General features: G+C 73.5%; 21 protein-coding genes. 12 read left to right on the top strand and 9 right to left on the bottom strand.

Features of this window, described 5'->3' with window-relative positions; all coding sequences use genetic code 11:
* Positions 1-60: 60 nt before the first annotated feature.
* Positions 61-2,262, top strand: coding sequence for an alkaline phosphatase family protein (locus tag ACQEVZ_RS13260; protein ID WP_433365932.1), 2,202 nt, complete (start codon positions 61-63; stop codon positions 2,260-2,262).
* A gap of 342 nt (positions 2,263-2,604) precedes the next feature.
* On the opposite strand, the gene ACQEVZ_RS13255 is transcribed toward ACQEVZ_RS13260, so the two are convergent.
* A complete protein-coding gene (locus tag ACQEVZ_RS13255; protein ID WP_433365929.1) occupies positions 2,605-3,195 on the bottom strand; it encodes a DedA family protein in 591 nt (196 codons plus the stop codon).
* Positions 3,192-3,938 (bottom strand): MBL fold metallo-hydrolase, encoded by a 747-nt coding sequence (locus tag ACQEVZ_RS13250; RefSeq protein ID WP_433365926.1) that lies wholly within the window; start codon positions 3,936-3,938, stop codon positions 3,192-3,194. Before ACQEVZ_RS13250 ends, ACQEVZ_RS13255 begins: the two co-directional genes overlap by 4 nt.
* Positions 3,939-4,039: 101 nt before the next feature.
* On the opposite strand from ACQEVZ_RS13250, the gene ACQEVZ_RS13245 reads away from it, so the two are divergent.
* Positions 4,040-4,819 carry a class I SAM-dependent methyltransferase gene (locus ACQEVZ_RS13245; RefSeq protein ID WP_433365923.1) on the top strand — a complete coding sequence of 260 codons (780 nt, stop codon included), beginning with the start codon at positions 4,040-4,042 and terminating at the stop codon, positions 4,817-4,819.
* On the opposite strand, the gene ACQEVZ_RS13240 is transcribed toward ACQEVZ_RS13245, so the two are convergent.
* Genes ACQEVZ_RS13240 through ACQEVZ_RS13230 form a run of 3 tightly spaced genes read right to left on the bottom strand, consistent with a single transcriptional unit; the run spans position 4,798 to position 8,544 of the window.
* Positions 4,798-6,210 (bottom strand): condensation domain-containing protein, encoded by a 1,413-nt coding sequence (locus ACQEVZ_RS13240; RefSeq protein ID WP_433365920.1) that lies wholly within the window; start codon positions 6,208-6,210, stop codon positions 4,798-4,800. The two genes, ACQEVZ_RS13245 and ACQEVZ_RS13240, sit on opposite strands and share 22 nt — an antisense overlap.
* A 28-nt stretch (positions 6,211-6,238) precedes the next feature.
* Positions 6,239-8,074: a putative bifunctional diguanylate cyclase/phosphodiesterase gene (locus ACQEVZ_RS13235; RefSeq protein WP_433365918.1), complete on the bottom strand. Its 1,836-nt coding sequence runs from the start codon at positions 8,072-8,074 to the stop codon at positions 6,239-6,241.
* Positions 8,017-8,544: a hypothetical protein gene (locus tag ACQEVZ_RS13230; protein ID WP_433365915.1), complete on the bottom strand. Its 528-nt coding sequence runs from the start codon at positions 8,542-8,544 to the stop codon at positions 8,017-8,019. The genes ACQEVZ_RS13235 and ACQEVZ_RS13230 overlap by 58 nt, the downstream gene beginning before the upstream one ends.
* An 85-nt stretch (positions 8,545-8,629) precedes the next feature.
* On the opposite strand from ACQEVZ_RS13230, the gene ileS reads away from it, so the two are divergent.
* The 9 genes from ileS to ACQEVZ_RS13185 all read left to right on the top strand — a co-directional run bounded on the left by ileS (position 8,630) and on the right by ACQEVZ_RS13185 (position 17,643).
* Positions 8,630-11,752, top strand: a complete 3,123-nt coding sequence (ileS, locus tag ACQEVZ_RS13225) for an isoleucine--tRNA ligase (RefSeq protein ID WP_433365912.1) — start codon at positions 8,630-8,632, stop codon at positions 11,750-11,752.
* A gap of 188 nt (positions 11,753-11,940) precedes the next feature.
* Positions 11,941-12,177, top strand: a complete 237-nt coding sequence (locus ACQEVZ_RS13220) for a hypothetical protein (protein WP_344502370.1) — start codon at positions 11,941-11,943, stop codon at positions 12,175-12,177.
* A gap of 11 nt (positions 12,178-12,188) precedes the next feature.
* Positions 12,189-13,328: a flotillin family protein gene (locus tag ACQEVZ_RS13215; RefSeq protein WP_344502369.1), complete on the top strand. Its 1,140-nt coding sequence runs from the start codon at positions 12,189-12,191 to the stop codon at positions 13,326-13,328.
* A 62-nt stretch (positions 13,329-13,390) separates the two neighbouring features.
* The gene (locus ACQEVZ_RS13210) at positions 13,391-14,047 is read left to right on the top strand and encodes a response regulator transcription factor (RefSeq protein ID WP_425552195.1); all 657 of its coding nucleotides are present in this window, start codon (positions 13,391-13,393) and stop codon (positions 14,045-14,047) included.
* On the top strand, positions 14,047-15,387 hold the full coding sequence (locus ACQEVZ_RS13205; RefSeq protein WP_433365907.1) for a sensor histidine kinase: 1,341 nt from the start codon (positions 14,047-14,049) through the stop codon (positions 15,385-15,387). Before ACQEVZ_RS13210 ends, ACQEVZ_RS13205 begins: the two co-directional genes overlap by 1 nt.
* A 45-nt stretch (positions 15,388-15,432) precedes the next feature.
* Positions 15,433-15,777 carry a hypothetical protein gene (locus ACQEVZ_RS13200; protein ID WP_360561379.1) on the top strand — a complete coding sequence of 115 codons (345 nt, stop codon included), beginning with the start codon at positions 15,433-15,435 and terminating at the stop codon, positions 15,775-15,777.
* Positions 15,770-16,780: a hypothetical protein gene (locus ACQEVZ_RS13195; protein ID WP_433365904.1), complete on the top strand. Its 1,011-nt coding sequence runs from the start codon at positions 15,770-15,772 to the stop codon at positions 16,778-16,780. Before ACQEVZ_RS13200 ends, ACQEVZ_RS13195 begins: the two co-directional genes overlap by 8 nt.
* A 27-nt stretch (positions 16,781-16,807) precedes the next feature.
* On the top strand, positions 16,808-17,224 hold the full coding sequence (locus ACQEVZ_RS13190; RefSeq protein ID WP_433365901.1) for a MarR family winged helix-turn-helix transcriptional regulator: 417 nt from the start codon (positions 16,808-16,810) through the stop codon (positions 17,222-17,224).
* Positions 17,221-17,643 (top strand): hypothetical protein, encoded by a 423-nt coding sequence (locus ACQEVZ_RS13185; protein WP_433365898.1) that lies wholly within the window; start codon positions 17,221-17,223, stop codon positions 17,641-17,643. The genes ACQEVZ_RS13190 and ACQEVZ_RS13185 overlap by 4 nt, the downstream gene beginning before the upstream one ends.
* 157 nt (positions 17,644-17,800) lie before the next feature.
* Here ACQEVZ_RS13185 and ACQEVZ_RS13180 read toward each other — a convergent pair whose 3' ends face one another.
* A complete protein-coding gene (locus ACQEVZ_RS13180; protein WP_433365895.1) occupies positions 17,801-19,240 on the bottom strand; it encodes an MFS transporter in 1,440 nt (479 codons plus the stop codon).
* Between the two features lie 85 nt (positions 19,241-19,325).
* Here ACQEVZ_RS13180 and ACQEVZ_RS13175 point away from each other — a divergent pair, with 85 nt between their 5' ends.
* Entirely contained in the window at positions 19,326-20,273 is a 948-nt protein-coding gene (locus ACQEVZ_RS13175; RefSeq protein ID WP_433365892.1) for an Lrp/AsnC family transcriptional regulator, read from the top strand.
* A gap of 26 nt (positions 20,274-20,299) precedes the next feature.
* On the opposite strand, the gene ACQEVZ_RS13170 is transcribed toward ACQEVZ_RS13175, so the two are convergent.
* The 3 genes from ACQEVZ_RS13170 to ACQEVZ_RS13160 are packed head-to-tail and all read right to left on the bottom strand — an operon-like array spanning position 20,300 to position 25,646.
* Positions 20,300-22,633, bottom strand: a complete 2,334-nt coding sequence (locus tag ACQEVZ_RS13170; RefSeq protein WP_433365889.1) for an Hsp70 family protein — start codon at positions 22,631-22,633, stop codon at positions 20,300-20,302.
* The gene (locus ACQEVZ_RS13165; RefSeq protein WP_433365886.1) at positions 22,630-23,742 is read right to left on the bottom strand and encodes a glycoside hydrolase family 26 protein; all 1,113 of its coding nucleotides are present in this window, start codon (positions 23,740-23,742) and stop codon (positions 22,630-22,632) included. Before ACQEVZ_RS13165 ends, ACQEVZ_RS13170 begins: the two co-directional genes overlap by 4 nt.
* Positions 23,739-25,646: a glycosyltransferase family 2 protein gene (locus ACQEVZ_RS13160; RefSeq protein WP_433365883.1), complete on the bottom strand. Its 1,908-nt coding sequence runs from the start codon at positions 25,644-25,646 to the stop codon at positions 23,739-23,741. The genes ACQEVZ_RS13165 and ACQEVZ_RS13160 overlap by 4 nt, the downstream gene beginning before the upstream one ends.
* Positions 25,647-25,762 lie beyond the last annotated feature (116 nt).

The raw sequence follows: 25,762 nt of genomic DNA, 5'->3' as shown, positions 1-25,762 counted from the left end.
CCCGGCCTGAGGTGTTTCGTTGCGAATTCCGCGCAATCGACGGGACGTAACCTAGGTCAGGTGAGCTGGCTGGTGCGCGCCGTGACGTCGTCCGTGATCGGGCAGCGGGTCCGTTTCGCCGGGCGGATGCTGCGCGACTGGCGGCTCACCGTCGCGTGGGGCAAGTCGCTGCTGCGCAGCGGCGTGACCTCCGTCGTCGTCCTCGCCGTCACGTTCTGGCTGCTGCCCGGCGTCACCGCGACCGGCGGCCCCTGGGCGCTGGTGGAGCTCGCCGTGCTGCTCGCCCTCATCGGCACCCTCATGCGGCTCGTGCTCTTCGGCGTCGCCGTCGTCGTCGGCGGGCTCGGCGTCCTGCTCGTCGGGGTGCTGCTGCAGACCGCGGTGATGTTCACCGCGCTGCAGGTCGCCGAGGGCGTCTCCGTCGGCAGCGTCATCGACGCGTGGGTCGCCAGCTGGACCGCCGCCGTCCTCACCGCCCTCGTGAACTGGCTCGCCGACGCCGGCAGCGACGACGTGTTCCTCGGCCAGACGCTGCGCCAGATGGTGCGGCGCAACCAGGACCACCGCGCCACCGAGCCCGGGGTGCTGTTCGTGCAGCTCGACGGCCTGTCCGCGCCCCTGCTGTCGTGGGCCGTGAAGGCCGGCAACCTGCCCAACCTCGGCAAGTGGCTGCGCACCGGCACCCACGCCCTCGTCCCCTGGCACACCGGCCTGCCCGCGACGACCCCGGCGAGCCAGGCCGGCATCCTGCACGGCAGCGAATCCGAGGTGCCGGCGTTCCGCTGGTACGAGAAAGCCACCGGACGGCTGGTCGTCACCAACCGCCCCAAGGACGCCGCGGACGTCGAGGCCCGCATCTCGACCGGCCGCGGCCTGCTCGCCGACGGCGGCGCCAGCATCAGCAACGTCTTCTCCGGCGACGCCCCGACCAGCCTGCTCACCTTCAGCAACGCGGGCCTGCCGGGCCGCACCGCCCGCGGCTACCTGGCGTTCGTCGCCAGCCCGTACGGCTTCGCCCGCGCGATCGTCCTGTCCGTCGGCGAGATGCTCAAGGAGATCCAGCAGGCCCGCCGGCAGCGTTTCCGCAACGTCTACCCCCGCGTGCCGCGCACGGGCGCCTACGTGGCGCTCAGGGCCGTCACGAACGTCCTGCTCCGCGACCTCAACGTCTCCCTCATCGCCGAGCAGATGACCCGCGGCGCCCCCGCCATCTTCTGCGACTTCGTCGACTACGACGAGGTCGCCCACCACGCCGGCCCGCTGCGCCCCGAAGCGATGCAGACCCTGGAAGGCCTCGACCGGGTCCTGGGCACCCTGCACCGCCTCGCCCAGGTCGCCGGCCGCCGCTACGAGATCGTCGTCCTCTCCGACCACGGCCAGAGCCAGGGCGCGACCTTCTCCCAGCGGTACGGCCAAACCCTCGAACAGGTCGTCGCCTCCATCGCCGGCCACGTGGCCGCCTCCACCCCGGACCCGAACGACGACGAGCGTGCCCGCGCGCACAACCTGCTGCTCGCCGTCGCCGGCAAGCCCGACCGCAGGACCCCTCCGCCACCGCCCGCCCCGGTCGTCACCGTCGCCTCCGGCAACCTGGCCATGCTCTACCTCACCGAACACCCCGGCCGCGCCACCGTCGAGGACATCGGCGTGGCCCGCCCCGCCCTCATCCAGGGCCTCGCCACGCACCCCGGCATCGGCCTCGTCGTCGGCCTGTCAGCGGTCGACGGCCCGGTCGCCTTCGGCCCCGCCGGCCGTCACCGCCTCCGCGACAGCCACGTCGACGGCACCGACCCCCTCCTGCCGTACGGCCCCCACGCCGCCCGCGACCTCCTCACCCACCAGGCCATGACCAACGTCGGCGACCTGGTCCTGATCAGCCGCGTCGACCACGGCACAGACGAGGTCGCCGCCTTCGAGGAGCTCGTCGGCTCCCACGGCGGCATCGGCGGCTGGCAGACGGAGGCCGTCCTCGTCCACCCGGCCGGCTGGTCCACCCCTGCCTCCACCCCGACCGGCCCCGCCGCAGTCCACCGCCAGCTGGTCCAGTGGCTCACCGACCTCGGCCTGCGCACAACCCCCGCTCCCGACGCCTCCACTCACGCCGCCGCTACCACCGGCCCTGCCAACGAGGCCACTACCGGAGCCCCTGCCAACGAGGCCGCGGAAAACAAGGCTGCGACTCACGCCGCCGACGGCGGGCACCCGCTTCCCGAGACCCGCGACACCGGCCGCTCGTTACACGCTGCCGAGATCTCGGACTGAAGGGCCGCGGCTGGGCAGGGCTCCCCGGCTCGACAAGACTCCGGCCCGCATGTGTCGCCTCGTCGGGCTTGCCTGCATCGCGCCCTGGGCGCTGCACCGCGCGCAGGCCGTGAGCTCCATCGCGCATGCGGGCCGTAGGCTCCATCGCGCGCAGGTCATCGCGCACGCGGGTCGTGGGGCGTCGCTGGTTGCGCTCGGGTCGGTTCGCTGAACGGCAGGTCGGGGTGGGCGGGGCTGGTTCGTGGTGGAGGTCGGCGGTGGTGCCGGGCCGCTTGCTGCACCTTACCCCACCGATAGAAATCGATCTTCGGCTTCTCGCTGTCCGTAGTCTACCGCCTTCGCTCAGGCGTCAAGGTGCCTCTGGTGGCGGTCGCGGCGGTGGCGGAGCCAGCTGGCGAGCTGGGTGGCGCCGAGGGCGATGACCAGGGCGGCCACCACGCCCTGCCAGGGTTGCGGGAAGACGCTGCGGCCGAGGAGGCCGATCGCGGCGTACGTGGCGGACCACAGGGCGCAGGCGGCCACGTTCGCTGTGGCGAAGCGGCGCCAGGAGAGGCCGACGATGGCGGCGGTGAGCAGGACCGGGATGCGGCCGCCGGGGACCAGGCGGGAGACGAGGAGCGCGCTCACCGGGCTTGCGGTGAGCCGCTGCTTGACGGTTTCGGCGAGGTGCAGCGGCTGGCGCAGGATGCGCAGCCGGCGGGTCAGTGCCTCGCCGCCGGCGCGGCAGATGGCGTAGGTGCCGGCGTCGCCGCAGTAGGCGCCGGCGGCCCCCGCGCAGACGACGAGCAGCACCGCCAGGGGGCTACGGTGCGCGGCGACGACGGCGGTCGCGCTGACGGCGGCGCCCGTCGGCAGGATCGGGACCGTCGAGCCGGCGGCGACGACCGCGAAGAGGCCGGCGAGGGCCGCGAGCAGCGCCCCGAAGGTGGTCACGCGGTCACCGTGAGGGACTCGCCGGGGGCCAGGACGTGCACGTCGGTCTTCGGGGCGGCGGTGGCGGTCAGCGCGGCGAACTCGTCGCCGGGGCGGTGGAAGCGGTCGGGGCGGACGCGGCCGCAGCCGACGGGCCAGAGGGTGCCCCAGTGGATCGGGACGGCCTGCGCCGGTTTGATGATGCGCATCGCCTCGGCCGCGCCCGCCGGGTCGAGGTGGCCGGCGCCGAGGGTCCAGCCCCAGCCCCACACCGGTACCAGCGCCAGATCCAGCGGACCGAAGGACTTCATGTCGTCGAACAGCCCGGTGTCGCCGCCGAACCAGGCGGTGCGGGTGCCTTCGAAGACGTAGCCGAGGGCGGCCGCCCGGATGCGGGACGAAGGGTTACGGCGGCCGTCGTGCGCGGCCGGCACCGCGCGGACGCGCAGGGAGCCGACCTCGACGGACTCGCCGTCGGCGATCTCAAGGATCTCCCGCCGCAGGCGGGAGCGCAGGAAGGCGCCGGCGCCGCGCGGGGCAACGATGCGCGTGGAGCGCGGCAGCATGCGCAGGGACGGCAGGTCGCAGTGGTCGCCGTGCAGGTGGGAGATGACGACCGCGTCCGGCGCCGTGTCGAGGACGGGCCGGGGGCCGCGCCGGCGCTGCAGGTGTGCCAGCCGGTTGCGCAGCACCGGGTCGGTCAGGATCGTGGTGCCGTGGTCGGCCACCGCCACCGTCGCATGCCCCCACCAGGTGATGTTCATGGTGCCAATCTTGCCCGACGGGGTGTCACGCTCCGCTGCTTGTAGGCCACAGCACGACATGTTTAGATCAATCAACTTTTCTGTGGAGGGACCACGAGACGATGTCAACCGATGCAGCGGCCTTAGCCTGGGACTGGGAAGACCCGCAGGGGATCGAGGCGGTGGTCGACTCGTTCACCGCCGATCTCGGCAAGTGCGAGAAGCTGGAGCTGCTGCTCAGAACGGACCTCATCACCCGGGAGCAGCTGGACCAGCTGGGCATCACGGGCATCGAGTTCGCCGCGTTCAAGACGGACCACCCGCAGGCGCTCGGCACCGATCTGGTGGCGGTCAGCAGCCCGGAGCTCACCTCCGAGCGGGGGAACATCTACCGGGTCGACGGCTCGGCGTACTTCGCGGAGATGGACATCTCCCAGCCGCTGCCCATCGTCGACGACGCCGTGGACTGGGTGTACGCGGAGCACCTCATCGAGCACGTGTCGATGAAGGTCGGCATCGCGTGGCTGAAGGAGGTCAAGCGGGTGCTCAAGCCGGGCGGGTTCGTCCGGATCACCACGCCCGACCTGAAGATCTACGCGCAGAGCTACGTCAACGGCGACGGCTTCTTCGGCAAGCACCGCCGCCGGGTCGACCGGGCGCTGACCGGGGTCGCGCCGAAGATGCCGCCGCGCGGCGCGTTCATGTTCAACCAGCTGTTCTACGTGTACGGGCACCGCTGGATCTACGACCTCGAAGAGCTCCAGTACGTGCTGACCACGGCCGGCTTCGACCCGGAGGGCATCGCGGTGCGTGCCTACCGCGAGGGCGCCCGCCAGGACGTCGCCGACCTCGACCAGGTCCTGCGCAACGACGAGAGCATCTACGTCGAGGCCACCGCCTGACCGAGCGCGCCGGCCTGATCGAGCGCGCCGGCCTGATCCAGTGCCGCCGTCTCATCCGGCGCGGCGGCCTGGTCCAGCGCGGCGGCGACGGCGAAGGCCTCCATCGCCAGCAGGAGCCTGTGCAGGTCCGCCATCGCCAGGTGGTGGGTGTCGACCTCGACGGTGAGCTGCACCGTGTCCACGACGTCGTCGACGTTCACCATCAGCTGCTCGTTGAAGAACGGCAGCGGCCGCTCCGACACCAGCGCGGTGAGCGGCCGCGCCGCCTCGACGTCCGCCGCGGCCGGCACCTCGGCCAGGGGGCCTTGTGCCTCGAGGATGCCGACCCGCCGGTCGTTGTAGAAGACCGCGAGGTCGACGCCGCCGAGCCGGTCGAAGAGGGCCAGCCGGGCGGCGGGGTCGTAGTAGGCGTGTTTCGACGCGTTGAGGAAGGCGCGCCGGGCCTGGTCCACCACCTCGCGCGGGGCCAGGCCGGCGACGTCGAGCACCGCGAGCCCGTTCTGGGCGAGCGGGCTGATGACGTCGGCCAGGCCGGGCCGGAAGCGGTTGCTGACGATGACCTGCGTGGCGAACGGCGCGCGCTGGCCGGTGACCTCGTTGCACGCCACCGCGTAGGCGGCCAGCAGCACCGAGCCGGTGTCGGTGCCGAGCAGCGCGGCGGCCCGCTGCGAGGCCAGCAGCAGCGCGGTCGAACGCCACACGACCTGCCGCCACCGGGGCTCCCCACGGTCCACGGCGGCCGGTAGGCGCCTCGGCGGGAGCTGGCGCAGGGCCGCCTCCCAGTAGCGCATCGCGGTGTCGGTCGTCCGGGACGACGAGCGCTGCGCCGCGACGAGGTCGAGGGGCTGCATCGCCGTGTACGGCGACTCCCGCGAGAACAGTGAGCGGATCATCGTCCCGAGCGCGCTGCCGTCGGCGACGAGGTGGCTGATCTGCACGACCACGTGCGTGACGGCGCCGTCCTGGCGCACCACGGCCTCCCGGATCGGCCACTCGTGCGCGTAGTCGAAGTTGCGGGCCTTCCACTCGGCGAACAGCGCGCCGGCGATCTCGGCGGGGTCCTCGTCCGGTCCGGCGTCGTGCACCTCCAGCGCCGCCGTGCCCTCCGCCGCGATCTCCTGCTGGACCAGGTGGCAGGCGTCGACCGAGGTGGCGTGCCACGGCTCGGTGAAGACCAGCCGGGAGCGCAGCGCCGCGTAGCGGCTCATGAGGAACCGCAGCTCGGCGGCGATGTCCTCGACGGTGCGGCCGTCGGTGACCGGCACGGCACCGCCCATGCTCATGGAGGCGCCGACCTCGACGATCGCCCGCCACACCTGCTGCTGCCCCCAGGCGAGCCCGCCGGTGCCGGCACCGGCACCCTCGAAGGAGACCTGGATGTAGGAAACCACGACCGCCCCCAATCAAGATTGACGGTGATCATATCGATGGATTGCGGCCGGCAAGGGCTGGAGCGGACATTGCGGCCACCTCGTCCGGCGGGAGTGGCCGCGCGTACAGATAACCCTGACCGAACCGGTAGCCGAGGTGCCGCAGCATCCGCGCCTGCGCCTGCGTCTCGATCCCCTCGGCGACCGCGGCCAGGTCCAGGGCCTGCGCCATGCGGATCACGGCGGTCGCGACGGCCTCCTGCCGGGCGACGGTGGTGATCCCGGCGACGAACGTGCGGTCCAGCTTGAGCGAAGTGACCGGGCACGTCAGCAGCAGCCCGAGTGAGGAGGCGGCGGTGCCGAAGTCGTCGAGGGCCAGCTTCACGCGCAGGCCGCGCAGCGCCTCCAGGGTCGCGACCGCCTCGGCGCTGTCCAGCACCGCCGTCTCGGTCACCTCCAGGGTGAGGTGCCGCGCGTCGAGGCCCGCGTCGTCGAGGGCGGCGACGACGTCGGCGACGAACTGCGGGTCGGTCAGCTGCCGGCCGGCGACGTTGACGCTCACCGACCGCGGCGCGGCTGCGCCGAGGTCCCGCAGCCAGGTCGCCTGCTGCCGGCAGGCCTCCCGCAGCACCCAGCGGCCCAGCGGCACGATCAGGCCGGTCTGCTCGGCGGCGGGGATGAACTCCAGCGGTGGCACGACGCCGCGGGACGGGTGCCGCCACCGTACGAGGGCCTCCGTGGCGGCCGTCCGCCCGTCGTCGAGTCGCACGATCGGCTGGTACAGCAGGAACAGCTGGCGGGAGCTGCCGGAAGGGCGTGACAGCTCCGCGTCGATCGCGTCGCGCAGCTGGGCGCCGAGCTCGGCGTGCGCGACGATCCGGGTCGTCATGCCCGGCACGTACACGAAGTGGCCGCCCTTGCCGCGCTCCTTCGCCGAGTACATGGCGAGGTCCGCGTTGCGCAGCAGCGTCTCGAGCACGTCGCCGGGCGTGGACGTCGCGATGCCGACGGAGGCGTGCACGAGCAGCTCGTGCCCGGTCGTGTGGATCGGGGTGCCGAGCGCGTCGTGGATGCGGCCGGCGACGTCGACGGCGGGCACGGCGTCCACGTCGCGCAGCAGCATCGCGAACTCGTCGCCGCCGAGCCGGGCGACCACGTCGTCGTGGCGGACCGCCCGCCGCAGCCGCTCCGCGACCGTGACGAGGACCTCGTCGCCGACGCCGTGGCCGAGCGTGTCGTTGATGCCCTTGAAGTCGTCGAGGTCGATCAGGAGCACCGCCACAGGCCCCTGGTCGAGCAGCGCCGAGGTGAGCAGCTCGGCGAAGCGGGCGCGGTTCACCAGGCCGGTCAGCGCGTCGTGGCTGGCCTGGTACCGCATCCGCTGCTCGTGCCGGCGGACGGAGCTGAGCAGCAGCGCGTTGTCGCGCAGCGCGACCAGCTGCCGCAGCCCGACGGCGGCGCTGACGGCGATGGCGCCGGTCGCCACCGGGCCGACGTCCGTGTGGTCGCCGTAGGCGACGGCGGCCAGCAGCAGCGACGTCGCCGCGACCGCGAAGTACGGCAGCTTGCTGTACGCGGCCGCCCGGGTCGCCGGCGCGGCGCCCGCGGACACAGCGACGGACCCCGCGCACGCCACCAGCAGCGCCTCGACGAGGGTGATCATCGGCTGGAGACCGACCCACCGGGGCGACGCGATCAGCGGCGACACCGCCGACCCGAGCCCGCCCACGAGCACCGCCGCGGCCATGAGCCGCATCGAGCGCGGGCTGACCGGTCCGCTGCCGAGCAGCACGACCTTCATCACCGCGACCAGGGCCACCAGGCAGGTCATGGACAGCAGGAGCAGGCCCAGCGCGAGCCGCACGTCGGTGTGCCGCTCCAGCATCGCCGCAGCGCCAGGTGCCACAGGAACGTGGCGGTGCTGATGAGGACCGTCAGCCCGTCCAGCCCGAGCCTGATCCACTCGCCCCGGGTCATGCTGCGGGTGGGTAGCCGCAGCAGCGCGTACAGCGCCAGCCCGACGCCCGCGACGAGCGCCGGCGCCGAGGCCTGGACGGTCCGCAGCGCGTCAGGATCTTCGGGGTGCAGCCTGGCGTGGCCCATGATCGTCGCCCCGACGCCGATGAGCGCGATCGAGGCGGTCATGAGCCGCCAGAACCGGCGGCCCGCCGCGGGGAGTCCCGGTGCGCGGGCGGCGGCGCGGGCGATGAGCGCGGCCAGGCCGAGCGCCAGGGGGACCGTCAGCAACGCCAGCACCTTGGGCACCGGCACCCCGGACGCGAACAGCGCCGTCCACAGCATCTCGGCGAGCAGGCAGGCGGCGACCGCCGCGACGAGGCGCCGCGACGATGACACCGGTGACTTCTGCTCGATCATTCCGCTTGCACATCGGCAGCGCCCGCCCGGAGCTGAGCCGACCCGGCCGGTAGGATGCCCTGACATGTACCGGCCCGTGCCCGCGCAGGTGGACCTGCCCGCCCTCGACCATGACGTGCTGCGGTTCTGGCAGCGTGAAGGCATTTTCGCCCGCAGCCTGGAGCAGTCCCGCGGCCGTCCCGAATGGGTGTTCTACGAGGGGCCGCCGACCGCCAACGGGATGCCCGGCGCCCACCACATCGAGGCGCGGGTCTTCAAGGACGTGTTCCCGCGGTACCGGACGATGAAGGGCTACCACGTCGAGCGCAAGGCCGGCTGGGACTGTCACGGCCTGCCGGTCGAGCTGGCGGTGGAGAAGGAGCTCGGCTTCAGCGGCAAGCAGGACATCGAGGACTACGGCATCGCCGCGTTCAACGCGAAGTGCCGCGAGTCGGTGACCCGGCACACCGACGCGTTCGCCGAGCTGACCCACCGCATGGGCTACTGGGTCGACATGGACGACGCGTACCGCACCATGGACCCGCCGTACATCGAGTCGGTCTGGTGGTCGCTCAAGCAGATCTTCGACAAGGGGCTGCTCGTCGAGGACTTCCGGGTCGCGCCGTGGTGCCCGCGCGACCAGACCGCGCTGTCGGACCACGAGCTGGCCCAGGGGTACGAGACCGACGTCGACCCGTCGGTGTTCGTGCGGTTCCCGCTCACCTCCGGCCCCCTCGCGGGCCGCGTGTCGCTGCTGGTGTGGACGACGACGCCGTGGACCCTCGTGTCCAACACCGCGGTCGCGGTCAACCCGGACGTCACGTACGTGGTCGCGACCGACGGCGCCGAGCAGCTCCTGCTCGCCGAGCCTCTCGTCGGGGCCGTCCTCGGGGAGGAGTGGACGCTCACCGGCGAGTCGTTCAGCGGCAAGGACCTCGAACGGTGGGCCTACCGGCCGCCGTTCGACCTGGTCGAGGTGCCCGACGCGCACATCGTGATCCTCGCGTCGTACGTGACCACCGACAGCGGCACGGGCCTCGTGCACCAGTCGCCGGCGTTCGGCGCCGACGACCTCGCCTCCTGCCGCGCGTACGGGCTGCCCATGGTCAACCCGGTGCGCCGCGACGGCACGTTCGAGCCGCAGCTGGACCTGGTCGGCGGCATGTTCTTCCGCACCGCGAACGGCCCGCTCGTCGACGACCTCCGCGAGCGGGGGCTGCTGTTCCGGCACGTGCCGTACGAGCACAGCTACCCGCACTGCTGGCGCTGCCACACGGCACTCATCTACTACGCGCAGCCCTCCTGGTACGTGCGGACCACCGCCGTCCGCGACGACCTGCTGCGGGAGAACGAGCGCACCAACTGGCAGCCGGCGAGCGTCAAGCATGGCCGCTACGGCGACTGGCTCGTCAACAACGTCGACTGGGCGCTGTCCCGGCAGCGGTACTGGGGGACGCCGCTGCCCATCTGGCGCTGCCCCGAGGACCACCTGACCTGCGTCGGCTCCCTGGCTTCATTGAGTGAGCTGGCGGGTCGTGAGCTGGCGGACCTCGACCCGCACCGGCCGTTCATCGACGAGGTCACGTTCGCCTGCCACTGCGGCGCGACCGCGACCCGCGTCCCGGACGTCATCGACGCCTGGTACGACTCGGGGGCGATGCCGTTCGCGCAGTTCGGCTACCCGTACCGCAACGCCGACGTCTTCGAGCGGCGCTTCCCGGCGCAGTTCATCTCCGAGGCGATCGACCAGACCCGCGGCTGGTTCTACACGCTGATGGCCGTCAGCACGCTCGTCTTCGGCCGCTCCTCCTACGAGAACGTCGTCTGTCTCGGCCACATCCTCGCCGAGGACGGCCGGAAGATGTCCAAGCACCTCGGCAACATCCTGGAGCCGATCCCGCTGCTGGACCTGCACGGCGCCGACGCGGTGCGCTGGTTCATGGCCGCGGTCGGCTCGCCGTGGTCCGCGCGGCGGGTGGGGCACACGACGCTGCAGGAGGTCGTGCGCAAGACCCTGCTGACGTACTGGAACACGGTCGCGTTCCAGGCGCTGTACGGGCGCACCGCCGGCTGGACCCCGTCGCCGTCGGACCCGGCGCCCGCCGACCGGCCGGTCATGGACCGCTGGGTGCTGTCCGAGCTGCACACCCTGGTCGGCCGGGTCGACGCCGCGATGGACGCGTTCGACACCCACGAGACCGGCAAGCTCCTCGCCGCGTTCGTCGACGACCTCTCCAACTGGTACGTGCGCCGCAACCGCCGCCGGTTCTGGCGCGGCGACCCCGCGGCGCTCGCCACCCTGCACGAGGTCGTGACGACGGTGACGCTGCTGCTCGCCCCGATCGTCCCGTTCATCACCGAGCGGGTCTGGCAGGACGTCGTCGTGCCCGCGTCCCCCGAGGCGCCGCCGTCGGTGCACCTCGCCGCGTTCCCGCCGGTCGCCGCGGACCTGATCGACCCCGCGCTGTCGGGGCAGATGGCGCTCGCCCGCCGGCTCGTCGAGCTGGGCCGCGCCGCCCGCGCCGACTCCGGCATCCGCGTCCGCCAGCCGCTGTCGCGGGCCCTCGCCTCCGCGGCCGGCTTCGACCAGCTGCCCGCCGAGCTTCTCGCGGAGATCGCGGCGGAGCTCAACGTCGGCTCGATCGTGCCGGTCGACGCGGCCGGCTCGTCGCTCGTCGACGCCACCGCCAAGGCCAACTTCCGGGCCCTCGGCAAGCGCTTCGGCAAGGGCGTCCAGGACGTCGCGAAGGCGATCGCCGCCGCGGACGCCCTGGTGCTGCGGGATGCGCTGCGGTCCGCCGGTACAGCCACCGTGGTCGTCGACGGCGCGCCCGTCGAGCTGACGCCGGACGAGGTCTTCATCACCGAGACGCCGCGGGAGGGCTGGACCGTCGCCGCCGACTCCGGCGCGACCCTCGCCCTGGACCTGCGGCTCACCCCGGAGCTTGAGCGGGCCGGCCTGGCCCGCGACGTCGTCCGGCAGGTCCAGGAGGCCCGCAAGTCCAGCGGCCTCGAGGTCGTCGACCGCATCGAGCTGGCCTGGACCAGCACCCGCGACGACACCGCCCTCGCCCTCGCCGAGCACCGCGACCTCGTGACCGACGACGTCCTGGCCACGGCGTGCGCCGAGGGCGAGCCGTCCTGGCCCGGTGCCGTGCCCTTCACCGACGACTCGCTCGGCCTCACCTTCTGGCTCCGCAAGGCCTGACCGGCCGAACAGGGGTGGCACCTGCCGTGGGCGGGGTGCCACCCGGGGGGTGTTCCGGGTGTTCCGGGGTGTCTCGCAGGACACACCTCGCCGGGTCACACGGGTTGGTGCGACAGGAGCAGAATCTGGATCGCACACGTCACGGCACGCGATGGGCGCGGAGCGGTCGACGGGGTCGGGAGCAGCCGGTGCGTGGTCAGTCGCTGGTCGGCAAGGTCGGCGTGGTGGTCACCGCGGTCCGCGGGGGAGACCGGCCCGGGGAGATCCGGGTCGTGGTCCAGGGCGTGCCGCACCACTATCTGGCCTACGCCGCCGAGTCGCTGCCGGCCGGCGCTCACGTGCTCGTCATCCACTTCCGCGGCGCGCGTCAGGTCGACGTCGAACCGTGGCCGCCGATGCCCGGTGACCACACCACCCCTGGCTGAGAGAGGCCACCATGCTCGGTTACCGTGTGCCCGCCCCCAACGAAGCGCTGCTGATCAGCGGCCGGCGGCAGCGGGGAGTCGATGCCCTGCCGTTCAAGATCGTCACCGGGCACGGCGCGTTCGTCGTCCCGATCTTCTCCAAGGCGTCCCGGCTGACCCTGGCCATGCAGGAGGCCGAGGTCGAGGAGGACTGTTACACCCAGCAGGGCCTCACCCTGCACGTCCAGGCCGTCATCGCCTTCAAGGTCGGCGACGACCACGAGTCGATCGCGGCCGCGGCCCGCCGCTTCCAGGGCGACCAGTCGCAGATGCCCGTCCTGGTCGGCCGGATCTTCAGCGGGCACCTGCGCAGCATCATCGGCAGCATGACCGTCGAGGCGATCATCCGCGAGCAGCAGACCCTCGCCGACGCGATCGTCGACGCCAGCAAGACCGAGATGGCCCGCATCGGCCTGGACATCGACTCGCTGCAGATCAGCAGCATCCACGACAAGGGCGTCGGCTACATCAAGGCCCTGGCCGCCCCGCACCAGGCGCGGGTCAACCAGGAGGCCAACGTCGCCCAGGCCGTCGCCGACCAGGCCAGCGCGATGGCGCAGCAGGAGAGCAAGCGCAACCAGGCCGAGTACGCCCGGCAGACCGCCATCGCCCAGGCCCGCTACCAGGCCGAGATCGACCAGGCCCAGCAGACCGCCGCGCAGGCCGGCCCGCTCGCCGCCGCCCAGGCCCAGCAGCACGTCCTCGTCGAGCAGGCGATCGTCGCGGCGAAGCGCGCCGAGCTGCGCCAGGCCGAGCTCGTCGCCGAGGTCATCCGCCCGGCGGAGGCCGAGGCCGAGCGGATCCGCACCCTGGCCCGCGCCGACGCCGACGCCACGAAGCTGTCCGCGGAGGCCGCCGCCGCGCAGGGCCGCATCGCCCTCGACCAGATGATGATCGAGCAGCTGCCGGACCTGCTCCGCGCCGCCGCGGAGGGCCTGCAGGGCGCCAACCTCACCGTCCTGGACGGCGCCGAGGGCCTCAACAGCGTCGTGGCGTCCCTCGCCGCCCAGGGCACCGCCCTGCTGGAGGCCGTGCGCAAGGGCATGACCGCCGTCCCCGCCGCCGAGCCCGCCGCCCCGTCGACCGCGCTCGCCCGCCGCGAAGCCGCCTGACCTCCCGCCGCGTACTTCTGCTGAGCCAGGTGCACCGTGCACCGCGGAACTACGATGCTGCCGTGGTGCACGTCCTGGTGGTCGACGACGACCCGCCGCTCGCGGACTCGCTGCGGCGGGCGCTCGTCTACAGCGGCTACCGCGTCACCGTCGCCGGCAGCGGGCCGGCGGCGCTCGACGCGGTAGCGCACGAACGGCCCGACCTCGTGGTCCTCGACAGGATGCTGCCGGGGCTCGACGGTGTCGGGGTGTGCCGGCGGCTGCGGGCCACCGACCGGGACCTGCCCGTGCTCATGCTCACCGCCCGCGACACGACCGCCGACCGCGTGGAAGGGCTCGACGCCGGCGCCGACGACTACCTCGTCAAGCCGTTCGAGCCCGACGAGCTCCTCGCGCGGGTCCGCGCGCTGCTGCGCCGGACCAGGCAGGACGGCCTCGAGTTCCACGACCTGTGGCTCGACCCGGGCGCCCACGAGTGCCGGCGCGGCGGCACGCCGCTGGAGCTGACGGCCCTGGAGTTCCGGCTCCTCGAACACTTCCTCACCCACCCGCGGCAGGTGCTCAGCCGGGGGCAGCTGCTCGACGCCGTGTGGGGCATGGGGTTCGCCAGCGCCAGCAACGTCGTCGACGTCTACGTCGGCTACCTGCGGGCCAAGCTCGGCGAGCCGCGCCTGCTGCACACGGTCCGCGGCGTCGGCTACGTGCTCAAGGCGCCGTGATGTCGATCCGCCTGCGCATCACCCTGTTCGGGCTCGGCGTCGCCGGTGCCGTGCTCGGGCTGTTCTGCGCCGCCGTGTACCTGCTGCTCGCCGCCGGCGCCGCGACCGGCCAGGACTCCGCCCTGGGCAAGCGGGCCGACGAGGTCGCGCGCTCCCTGACCCGCCTGCCGGCCGCCGCCGACGGCCCGGCGCCCGCGGCGGTCGACGTGCGCACCAGCCCGGACGTCTTCGTCATGGTGCTCGACGCGCAGGGGCGGGTGCTCGTCAGCACCGGCGCGCTGGACGGCCGGCTGCCGCCCGTACCGGCGACGGCGACGCTGACCCCGAGGTCCACCGTGGACATCGGGGTGCCCGTGCGGGTCGCGGTGCGCGAGGCCGCCGGCGGGCACGTCGTCGCCGCGCAGACGACCCGGAAGGTCACCGACGACCGGCGCGGGCTGTTCGTGCTGGTCTGCGTCTACGCGGTGCTGTCGCTCGCCGCGGCGGCCGGCGCCACCTGGCTCGTCTCCGGCCGCGCCCTCAAACCCCTGCGGCAGCTCACGGGCCACGTGGAGGAGATCGGGCGGGAGCAGGACTTCACCCGCCGGCTGCCGCCCGCCCCGGCCCGCGACGACGTCGGCCGGCTCACCGCCGCGTTCAACACGATGATGGAGCGGCTGCAGGGCAGCTACGCCGCGCAGCGCAGGTTCGTCGCCGACGCGTCGCACGAGCTGCGCACGCCGCTGACCACGATCCGCAACAACGCGGGGTTCCTGCGGCGGCACCCGGACGCGGCGCCCGAGGACGTGGCCGCGGCGGTGCGGGACATCGCCGGGGAGAGCGCGCGGATGAGCCGCCTCGTCGAGCACCTGCTGACCCTCGCCCGGTCCGACGCGTCGGGTCTCGAGCTGCAGCCGGTCGACCTCGGCACGCTCGTGTCCGACGTGTGCCGGCAGGCCGAGGCGCAGCACCCCGACCGGCACTTCCACCGCGCGATCACCCCCGCGCCGCCGGTGCACGGCTCGCCCGACGCGCTCACCCAGCTGGTGTGGATCCTGCTCGACAACGCCGTGAAGTACTCGGCCACCGGCGGCAACGTGTGGGTCACCGTCACCCAGCGCGGCGACCGGGCGCAGCTCAACGTCACCGACGACGGCACCGGCATCCCGCCCGGCGCCGAACGCCAGATCTTCGAACGGTTCCACCGCGGCGACGAGGCCCGCACCGGCCCCGGCGCCGGCCTCGGCCTCGCCATCGCACTGTCCATCGTGGATGCCCACGGCGGCACGATCGTCGCCGCCAACAACGCCACCGGCGGGGCGTCGTTCGTCGCGGACCTGCCGCTCTCATCGTCTTCTTAGCTTCCGCTCATCCGCGGCTCATCGCCGGGGCCGAGCATGGCCGGCATGGCTGTGCTGCGGGGTCTGCTCCTGCTGCAGGGCGCGCTGGGGCTGACCGGCACCCTGGGCATGCTGACGCTGATGGGGTTCAACCCGGTGTACGCGGTCGCGCCGGTCGCGCACGCCGCGCTGCTCATGACCCTCGGCGCGCTGCTGGAGCGCCGCCGCTGGGCGCTCGTCGCGACGCTGGTCGCGGAGGTCCTGGCGGTGGCCGGCTGGGAGGGGCAGCTGCTGCTCGGGCTGCTGCCGCAGCTGGACTTCACCGTCAACCTCACCGGCCTGCTCACCACCCTCGCCCTGCCGCTGACGGTGCTCGTGCTGTGCGCGCGGCGGGTGACCGCCCGTGCGTGACTTCTGGCTCGGCATCGCCCCCGCACACCGCGTCGCACTGCTGCTGCTGGTCGCGTCGCCGCTGCTGCTCGTCCAGCTCCCCGCCTGGCGCCGGACCGGCTCCGAGGTCCGCTGGTGCTCCGGCCTGCTCGCCACCCTCGCCGTCGTCCACATCGGACTGCCGTGGCCGCTCGGCTCGGTGCTGTCCGCCGGGCTCTTCGGGTGGCTCGCCGTGCGCTGCCTCGCCGGCCGCTCGTGGCGGGTCCAGGCCGGGTTCCTCGTGCCGGCGCAGCTGCTCCTGTTCGTCGCGGCGTCTGGTGTACGGGCGGTCGCCCCCGACCAGGTCGCCCTGACGGTGGCGTGCCTGGAGCTCGCGCTGCTCGCCGTCTCCTGCCGGCGCTTCCTGGCGCGGGTGGGCACGGTGGCGCTGGTGCTGGTGTTCGGCACCGCGATGTGGGCCGTGTCCCTCGCCGCCCACGACCACGACGGCCCCGACCGCATCCAGGCCGGCACGGTGCGGCGCCCGGCCGGCCCGCCGCCGAGCGCCGTCGAGCGGGCCGCCGCAAGGGACCTCGCCGCGCGGGTTCGCGCGTCGACCGCCCGCTACGGCGACCTGGCCGCCGCCGAGGCCGACGGATACCACGCGACCGGCCCGCGCACCGGGACGCAGGTGCACTTCGAGCACAAGGGCCACCAGAACGACGGCCGGGTCCTCGACCCCGCCGCGCCGGAGCAGCTCGTCTACGCCGTCCGCCCGGACCGCGCGATCCTGCTGGGCGTGGTGTTCCAGGTGCCCGTCGCCGGCGCGGCCGGGCCCTCGATCGGCGGCGCCCGCTGGCACGCGCACGACGTGTGCGTGGGGCTGCTCCCGCCGGGCTTCGGCGTGGTGTCGCCGTTCGGCTCGTGCCCCGGCCTCACCTTCGCCACGACCCTGCCGGAGATGATCCACGTGTGGACCGTGGACCCGCCGGGCGGCCCGTACGCCGACCACCTCGACGACGCCTGGGTCGACGCGTTGCCCTGATACTACGGATCCGTATAATCCGAAACCGTGATACTTGAGCTGCAGCGTGCCACCCACGCGACCCTGCAGGTGCTGTCGGCCCGCCTGGCCGACCTGGACCTGACCCCGTCGGAGCTCAACGCCCTGGGCAACCTCGGCCTCACCGCCTCCGGGGACCGGCCGGAGGAGGGCGCCGGCCGCACCGTCTCGGAGCTCGGCGCCGCCACCGGCACCCGCCCCACCACGCTCACCGGCGTCCTGGACCGCCTGGAGCGGCGCGGCCTCATCACCCGCGCCGCGCACCCCGGCGACCGCCGGGCCGTCCTCGTCACCCTCACCGCGGAGGGCGCCGCCACCGCGGCCGTCATCACCCGGGCCATCGCCGATCTGGAGCGCGAGGCCCTGGCGGACCTGCCCGCCGGGACCGTCGAGGCCGCCCTCACCGTCCTGCGGGCCCTGACATGAGCCCCGCGCAGGAGCCGCGGGCGGATGCCGGGCCGTTCGAGGCGCTGTTCGCCGAGGTCGTCGGGGCCGCCGGCCGGTTCGGCCACCGGGAGCACGTCCACGTCACCTGGCTCGCGGTCCGGCGCCACGGCACCGCGGCGGCCGTCGAGCTGATCAGCGACGGGATCCGCCGCACCGCCAGGTACGCCGGCGTGCCGCAGAAGTACCACGCCACCGTCAGCCGCGCCTGGGTCGAGCTGGTCGCCTGCCACGACGAGCCCGGCGGGGACGACTTCGACGCGTTCCTGGCCAGGTTCCCCGACCTGCTCGACAAGCGCCTCCTGACCCGCTTCTACCGCTCCGCCACCCTGGCGTCGGAGGCCGCCAGGACCGGCTGGGTCGAGCCCGACCTCCGCCCGATCCCCGCCGGCGCGCACTGACCCCGGTCGTCCGTTCGTAGGGGCGCGCCCGCCGCCGGACGCGCCCCGCACGGTTCAGTAGGTGTAGTTGATGTCCCACCACTGGTCGTACGAGGAGTTCCACCGCCACAGCAGGACCGGCGCGGCCCGTGCGGGTCAGTCGCCGGACGTGGCCGGGTCAGTGACCGCCGGATGTGGCCGCGGCCGTGACCCCGGACGTGGCCGGCGCGACCGGCCGGCCGGCCGACGGCGCGGCGGCGGCGTGGCGGACCAGGAGCAGGACCAGCACGCCCGCGAGCAGGGCCAGGCCGCCCGCGACGAGCAGGGTCTGGTTGAGCGCGTCCGCCACCCCGGCGCGGGGGTCCTGGTGGGCGGCGAGCCGGTGGCTGAACACGGCGCCGAAGACGGCCACGCCGAGGGCGAACCCGAGCTGGCGGAACGTGTTCACCGCGCCGCTGGCCATGCCGCTGCGTTCGGGCGGGGCGGCGGAGAGGGCGGCCGAGGACAGGACCGGCAGCACGGCCGCGACGCCGACGCCCGCCACCACGAGGCCCGGGATGAGCGCCGTCGCCGGGCTCGAGGCGGTGAGGCGCGCCTGCAACAGGTCGCCGGCCGCGATGAGCAGCAGGCCGATGCCGACCGTCCAGCGCGGCGCGATCCGCTGCAGCAGCCGGCCGCCCAGCGCGGCGACCACGAACGACGCGATGCTCATCGGCAGCGCGCCCAGCAGGCCCGCGTCGACCGGGCCCTTGTGGAGGAACTCCTGCAGCCACACCGTCACGAACGGCAGGTACGCGAACGCCGCCGCCTGCACCAGGACCGCCGCCACCATCAGCGTGCCGAACGACGCGCTGCGGAACAGCCGCAGGTCCAGCATCGGCTGCTCGGTCGCGCGCTCGATCAGTACAAAGGCCACCAGCGCCGCCGCCGAGATCCCGAACGCGGCCAACGTCGACGGCGCGGTCCACCCCGCCTCGCCGCCGCGGATGAGCGCGAACGTCACCGCCGCGGCGCTGACCGTGAACGCGATGGTGCCGGGCAGGTCGAAGCGGGTGCCGGGGCGGCCCTTCGACTCGGTGACGCCGCGGACGGTGAACCACACGGCAAGGAGGCTGACGGGCAGGTTGACCAGGAAGATCCAGCGCCAGCCGAGGTGCTCGGTGAGCAGGCCGCCGACGATCGGCCCGGCCGCCGCGGCGGCGCCGTTGACCGCGCCCCACACGCCGAAGGCGACGCCGCGGTCCTTGCCGCTGTACGTCACGCTGAGCAGCGCCACGGTGGTCGCGAACATCGCGGCACCGCCGGCGCCCTGCAGGAACCGCGCGGCGATGAGCAGCCCGGCGCTGTTCGCGACCGCGCACAGCAGCGACGCGGCGGCGAAGACGACCGTGCCCGCCAGGTACATCCGGCGCCGGCCGTGCCGGTCCGCGAGGGCGCCCGCGCCGAGCAGCAGGGCCGCGAGGGCGAGCGCGTAGCCGTCGAGGACCCACTGCAGCCCGTCGAGCGAGGCGTGCAGGTCGCCGGCGACGGCCGGCAGCGCCACGGTCACGATCGTGACGTCGACCAGCAGCATGAACGTGCCGATGCACACGGCAAGCAAGGGGGACCATTTTCGCATGCCGACGACTCTGCGGCTTCCCTGACGCTGTCGCGAAGCGAATGGGTCAGATCCTGCGGATTTCGACACGACGTACGCTTGGGTGGTGGAAATCGACACGCTGGACCGGCAGATCGTGGACGCGTTGCGGGTCGACGGCAGGGCCGGCTTCAGCCGCATCGCCGAGGTGCTCGGCGTCTCCGACCAGACGGTCGCCCGCCGGTTCCGGCGGCTGCGTGCGGAGGCCGGGGTGCGGGTCGTCGGCCTGCCCAACGGGGTCCGGCTCGGCTACGACAAGTGGATGATCCGCGTGCAGAGCACCCCGGGCGGCGCGTCGGCGATCGCGGAGGCCCTCGCCCGCCGGCCCGACACGACGTGGGTGACGATCGCGTCCGGCGGCACCGAGGTGACCTGCATCGTGCAGAACCCCGGCACCGCCGACCGGGAGGCGCTGCTGCTGCAGAAGCTGCCGAGCACCCCGCGGATCGTGTCGGTCCGCGCGCACTGCCTGATCCACGACTTCGCCGGCGGGGCGGTCGACGCCGCCGGACCCACCGCCCTCACCCAGGCGCAGACCGCGGCGGTCCAGCCGCACCCGCCCGCGGGCGAGGCCGTCCTGCTCGACACCGACCGACCGCTCGTCGCCGCCCTCGCCCGCGACGGCCGCACCGGCCTGCCCGAGCTCGCCGCCGCCACCGGCTGGTCCGAGTCCACGGTGCGGCGCCGCCTCGAGCACCTCCTGCGCACCGGCGCCCTGTTCTTCGACGTGGAGGTCAACCCGGCCCTCTTCGGCTTCAGGGCCCGCATCCTGCTCTGGATGGCCGTGGCGCCCGCCCACCTGGAGGCCGCCGGCCGCGCCCTGGCCACCCACCCGGAGGTCGTCTTCGCCGCGGCCACCACCGGCGCCACCAACCTCGTCGCCACCGTCATCTGCCCCGACATGGCCGGCCTGTACGACTACCTCACCCGCCGGATCGGCCCGCTGCCCGGCATCGAGCGCGTCGAGACCGCCCCGGCCCTGCGCCACGTGAAGCAGGTCGGCGCCGTGCTCTAGGCGTGTCGGTCCGTGTTCCGGGAGCCTTACGACTCGTGGGCGGTGAAGCGCGCCGCGGCGGTGGTGCCGTGGGAGTTCTTCGCGGTGTTGTACCCGCCGACGGCGTAGACGGTGTTGCCGCTGGTGGTGACCGCCATGCCGGCGCGCGGGACGGCGAGCTCCGGCAGCCGCTCCGCGACCCCGTCCTGCTGGCACCACCACTGGAAGACCTTCTCGTCGTTGTTGCCGCCGAGCACGCACAGCCCGAGGCCTTCGAGGCGCACGGCGGAGGCGCCCTGCCGCGGCTCGGGCAGCTTCGGATGGTCGTCGGCGAGCTTGCGCTCGACGAGGACGTCGATGTCGCTGGTCGTGCCCCCGGTGCCGTTGCCGCCGATGAACCAGGAGGTGCCGGCGCCGTCGCTGGCCCCGGCCAGCTTCTCCCGCGGCTGGCGCAGCGAGGCGTCCGCCACGCCCCAGCCGTCGCCGGTGGGTTGCTGCACGAAGATCGTGGCCGTGGGCTGCCCGTTGCTGTCCTTGCCGCCGGCGTAGACGATGCCCTTGCCGTCGAAGACCGCGGCACCCGCCTGCCGGGGCACCGGCAGCGCGCCGGCCCCGACCCATTTCCCGGCGGCCGGGTCGAGGCGGTAGACGTTCGGGATCGCGCCGTCCTTCGCCCAGCCGCCGATGATGAACAGCTCGCCCGAGGACGTCACCACGGCCGCCGTCTGGCTCACCGCCTGCTGCAGCCGCGGCCCCTCCGTCCACGTCTTCGTCGCGGTGTCGAGCACCCAGACCGAGTCGAGCCGGGTGCGCGGGTCGACCGCGGTGAAGCCGCCGATGACGTACAGCTTGCCGCCCAGGACCGCCGCGGCGGCGCCCTCGATGCCGACGGGACCGCCGCCGGTCGTGGTCGGCACGTCCGGCAGGGTCTCCCACGAGCCGAGCGGATCCGGTCTGGTCAGCCACCACGCGGTGCCGCCGGCGACGAGCAGCAGCACCACGGCGGCCGCGACGAGCGCGAGGCGCCGCCGGCCGGGAGCGGGGACAGGCACCGGCGGTGCGGACACCGGCGGGCCCGAGACGGGAGCGCCGGACATGGGGGCGCCCGAGACCGGCATTCCTGAGACCGGCACGCCCGAGACCGGCACGCCCGACACGGGGGCGTCGGGTGGGGACACCGGCGAGACCGGGGTGCCGTAGACGCCGGTGGTGGCGCCGGTCAGCTGCTGCGCCGGGTAGCCCTGGGTCTGGTAGGTGGTCTGCTGGGGGAGCGTGCGGGCGACGGAGGCGGTGCCGGTGGCCGGGGCGGCGGACAGCTCCGACGGGTGGACGACGGCGCCCTCGGCGACCGGGAGCTCCGGCTGCTCGAGGACGGTCGGCACCACGCCGAGCGAGCGGTGCAGCATCCGGGCGACCAGCGGCACCCGCGACGAGCCGCCGGTGAGCATGATGCCGGCGAGCTGGTCCGGGGCGAGCCGGCACGACGCGACGACCCGGGCCGTCTCCGCGACGGTCTGGCGCAGCATCGGCTCGACGAGCGCCTCCAGCTCGTCGCGGGTGAGGTGCAGCGCCGCCTCGACGCCGGGCACGGAGACCGGCGCGGCCGCGGTCCGCGACAGCATCTCCTTCGCGCCGCGGACGTCCTCCCAGAAGAGGCGGCGGTCGCGGCGGTCCTGGGCGGTGTGCGGCTGGTGCAGGCGCTGCCACGCCATCGGGTCGGAGCGGCGCAGCAGGCCGCCGACGTGCTCGACCAGGGTCGCGTCGAGGTCGAGGCCGCCGACGTCCTCCAGGCCGCCCGCGCCGATGACGGTGAAGCCTTCGGGGGAGTGGCGGACGACGGCGATGTCGACGGTGCCGCCGCCGAAGTCGTAGACGACCATGGCCGCGCCGAGGGGGAGCGGGTGGTTGAGGGCGCTGATGAAGTAGCGGGCCGCGGCGACCGGCTCCGGCACCAGGCTGACCTGCCGCCAGCCCGCGAGGGCCGCGGCCTCCTGCAGCAGCGAGCGGCGGGTGTGCGCCCACGACGCCGGGTACGTGAGCACGGCCGGCGGCGGGGTGCGGGTGATCTCGGCGACGCCGGCGGCGACGGCCCGCAGCACCGCGGCGAGCATCTCCCGGGTCGGGACCTCCGTGCCGCCGAGCAGGACCGTCGTCTCGTCGATGCGGCGCTTCGGGTTGGGCTCGTAGCGGGCCGGGTCGAGCTGGGCGAGGCGCTGCGCGTCGCGGCCGACCGCGAGCTGCCCGTTGTCCTGGAGGTACACCGCGGACGGCAGGATCGGCGCGCCGTCGAAGAGGACGGGGCGGCGCCGGCCGTCGGGGGAGCGGATCACCGCGACGGTGTTGGAGGTGCCCAGGTCGATGCCGACGACGTGACCCGTCATGAGGTGCCCCCTGAGCGACGAACGACGGACGGCGTCATGTCGGGTGACCAGGACGCGGTGAAGTACGGCTGCGCGATCCCGGCCGCGAACGCCTTCGCCGCCGCCGGGGTCGCCGCGATGCGCCAGTCGGTCTCCTTGACCGCCTCGTACCAGAGGAACCCGATGATCTCCGGGTGCTTCGGCAGCGACCGGAGCAGGTCGGTGATCCACTCCGCCTTGCGCCCGGCGGCGTCGGTGGCGGCGACCTCCGTGACGACGACCGGCCGCTTCGAGATCGCCGTGACCGAGGCGAGCGTCTTGCGGTAGATCTGGTCGAAGGTCTGGTACTGCTCGAGCCCGCCGGTGCCGTAGTAGCCGGACAGGCCGACCCAGTCGACGTAGTCGTCGCCGGGGTACAGCTGCTGCAGCGGCGTCGAGCCGTCGTAGGCGACGTTGGGGCTCCACACCCAGATGACGTTGCCGGCGCCGGCGGCCTCGAAGAGGTCGTGCACGTGCCGCCACGCCGCGACGTAGTCGCCCTTGCGGTTGCCGTTGGCGGACTCGCACCACGGGTACCAGTAGCCGTTCATCTCGTGCGCGAACCGGATCGCGACCGGGTAGCCGAGCCCCTTGATCCCGGCGGCCCACGCCCTGATCAGGGAGTCGTACGCGCCGCCGGTGATCCTCGCCAGCCGGTAGTCGGGCTGGTCGCCGCGGGAGGCGTCCTGCTTGGGCGCGGAGCGGAAGTTCCACGGCTCCCACGCGAGCATCGGCAGCATGCCCCGGTTCACGATCCGGTCGAACGGCTGCCGGTCGAACGTCTTCGCCCCCGCCCAGCCCTGCGCGAACATCATCACCTGCGGCTGCCGGCCGGCGGCGGCGACGAACCCGTCGTACTCGGTGAGGTCGGCCGGGCCGCGCGAGGTGAACACGCCGAAGAACGCCTTCCCGGCCGGCGGGAAGGCGACCGGCCGACCGGGTGCGGGCGTGAAGGTCGGGCGCGGCTCGCTCCGCTTCGTCTCCCAGCGCACGGCCGGGCCGGACGAGGCGGCGACGGCGGGCGCGACCACGAACGTGTAGCCGCCGACGAGCAGCAGCACGGCGAGCATGACCCGGGGCAGCGTGATCACACCGGCCCCCGGGTGACGGAGAGGCCCGGCACCTGCGGCAGGTCCGACAGCCGGATCGTCGAGGTGGTGGTGAGCGACTCGCGGACCACGGCGGCCTTGCCGCGCACCGTCATGACCAGCGGACCGGTCTGCGTGGTGAGATCGACCTCCTGCGCGACGAGACGCCGGTTGCGCAGCCCGGTGACCCACGCGATCAGCGGCGGGCAGAGCCCGGCGACGATGCTGAGCCCCGACCAGAACCGCAGCGCGTCGGAGTGGTGGCCGAGCCAAACGCTCACCCCGAGCAGCGCCGCCGACACCCCCGCCCACGCCATGTGCAGCCGGAACGACTTCAGCCCGTCCGCGGACGCGAGGCGCCCCTTCGCGGTCACCGCGTACGCCAGGGGGCGGCGCAGCAGCGCGGCGACGCCGGCCACGACGTACACCGGGACCGCGAACAACGCGAGCAGCATCCCGTGCACGCCCAGCTCGCGACGCTCGTGCTCGGCCAGGTTGAACCGGCGCAGCCACAGCCACAGCAGCGCCCAGCTGCCCATGCTCGCCGACCACAGGACCAGCCACAGCTGCCACTCGACCCGCATCGCGCCGATGCCGAACGCGAGGTACGCGGCGGTCGCGACGGTGCCGGACACCGCGGACAGCGCGACGCTCGGGTAGTACGACTGCACGAGGCCGTAGCAGAGCCGCTGGGTGAGGCTCAGCGGTTTCAGGAACCGCTTGGAGCGCAGCAGGATCTCCCACACGCCGTACGCCCAGCGCTTCTGCTGGTTGAAGTAGTCGGTCCAGGTCGTCGGGCCCTCGCCGACCGCGATCACGTCGGGGGTGTAGACGCCCTTCCAGCGCCGGTCGGTCAGCGGGTTCTTCGCGCCCATCACGACCATCGAGGTGAGATGGTCCTCGATGATGCTGTCCTGGTAGCCGTCGATCAGCGCCCAGGCCAGGGGCCGGTAGAGATGGTTGGTGCCGATGAGCAGCGGCGCGCCGAGCCCGTTGCCGCCGCGCTCGATCAGGCCGCTGAAGAGGTACTGCTGCACCGACGCGCCGTGCACGACCCAGCCGCCGTACATGTTGCCGTAGACCTGCGGGGCGACGACGAACGCGACGTCGGGGTCGCGGAAGTAGCCGACGGTGCGCTCCAGGAAGCTCGGCAGCGGCACGTGGTCGGGGTCCATCTGCGCGACCACGTCGTAGACGTGCTCGTGGGTGAAGCGCCACGCGTTGTGGTTGCCGGCCTTGGTCTTCGCGCGGAACGGCCCGTCGGGCTGGTTGAACTCCGGCTTCCCGCGGCGGCTGAAGTGCTTGACGCCGAGCTTCTTCGCCATCGCCTTCACCCGCGGGTCGTTGCCCTCGTCCAGGATCCAGATGTCGACGTGTCCCGGGTACCGCACCCGCTGCATCGCCTTGAGGGACCGCTCGACGACGTCGATCGGCTCCTTCGCCGGCACGATCGTGGTGAGCATCGCGATGCGCAGCCCGGGCTCCGGCACCATCGGCACCGGGTCGGCGGCCTTCCACGCGAACACCCACACGGCCAGGTTCTGCAGCAGGCGCACCAGCTCCACGAGGAGCACGAAGCAGAACGCGACCCGCGCCACGACCACGGTCCCCGACAGCTCGCCGGTCATCGCGCCCGGGACGTGCCGCGGCAGCGCGAGCCAGCCGATGAACACGATCGCGGTCAGGAAGTTGAGCGAGATGAGGACGCTGAGCATGAACCGCTGCGCCGGCCGGGCCGTGTTCCTGTACACGACCGGCAGATGGGGACCGGCGGGGGTGGTGAGCGGACCGGTGAGGGTGTTGCAGGCGGCGTAGGCGCGGTGGGTGTCGGCGTCGCGGAGCCGGCGCGCCAGCGCCCGCTTCTCGGCGGGTGTGGTGCGGACGGTCGCGGCATGCTCGTCCGCCACGCCCCTGCCCCCCTCACCGGTCCCGAAGAAACTGCCTGAACCAGCCCGATCGTAGGGGAGCACAGCCATCCGGCGGTGCTGTCTTTTCGCCGTTTCCGCATTGGTACACGTGGATT

This window comes from Dactylosporangium sp. CA-152071 (assembly GCF_050936335.1).
GTDB lineage: Bacteria > Actinomycetota > Actinomycetes > Mycobacteriales > Micromonosporaceae > Dactylosporangium > Dactylosporangium maewongense.
This window is presented reverse-complemented; position numbering and strand designations above follow the sequence as displayed.

Excerpts from the sequence above, each read along its gene's own strand:
- ACQEVZ_RS13170 (WP_433365889.1), bottom strand. The coding sequence starts at position 22,633 with ATGACGGGTCACGTCGTCGGCATCGACCTGGGCACCTCCAACACCGTC.
- ACQEVZ_RS13185 (WP_433365898.1), top strand. The coding sequence starts at position 17,221 with ATGAGCCCCGCGCAGGAGCCGCGGGCGGATGCCGGGCCGTTCGAGGCG.
- ACQEVZ_RS13235 (WP_433365918.1), bottom strand. The coding sequence starts at position 8,074 with ATGCTGGAGCGGCACACCGACGTGCGGCTCGCGCTGGGCCTGCTCCTG.
- ACQEVZ_RS13245 (WP_433365923.1), top strand. The coding sequence starts at position 4,040 with ATGTCAACCGATGCAGCGGCCTTAGCCTGGGACTGGGAAGACCCGCAG.
- ACQEVZ_RS13215 (WP_344502369.1), top strand. The coding sequence starts at position 12,189 with ATGCTCGGTTACCGTGTGCCCGCCCCCAACGAAGCGCTGCTGATCAGC.
- ACQEVZ_RS13250 (WP_433365926.1), bottom strand. The coding sequence starts at position 3,938 with ATGAACATCACCTGGTGGGGGCATGCGACGGTGGCGGTGGCCGACCAC.
- ACQEVZ_RS13200 (WP_360561379.1), top strand. The coding sequence starts at position 15,433 with ATGGCTGTGCTGCGGGGTCTGCTCCTGCTGCAGGGCGCGCTGGGGCTG.
- ileS (WP_433365912.1), top strand. The coding sequence starts at position 8,630 with ATGTACCGGCCCGTGCCCGCGCAGGTGGACCTGCCCGCCCTCGACCAT.
- ACQEVZ_RS13180 (WP_433365895.1), bottom strand. The coding sequence starts at position 19,240 with ATGCGAAAATGGTCCCCCTTGCTTGCCGTGTGCATCGGCACGTTCATG.
- ACQEVZ_RS13205 (WP_433365907.1), top strand. The coding sequence starts at position 14,047 with ATGTCGATCCGCCTGCGCATCACCCTGTTCGGGCTCGGCGTCGCCGGT.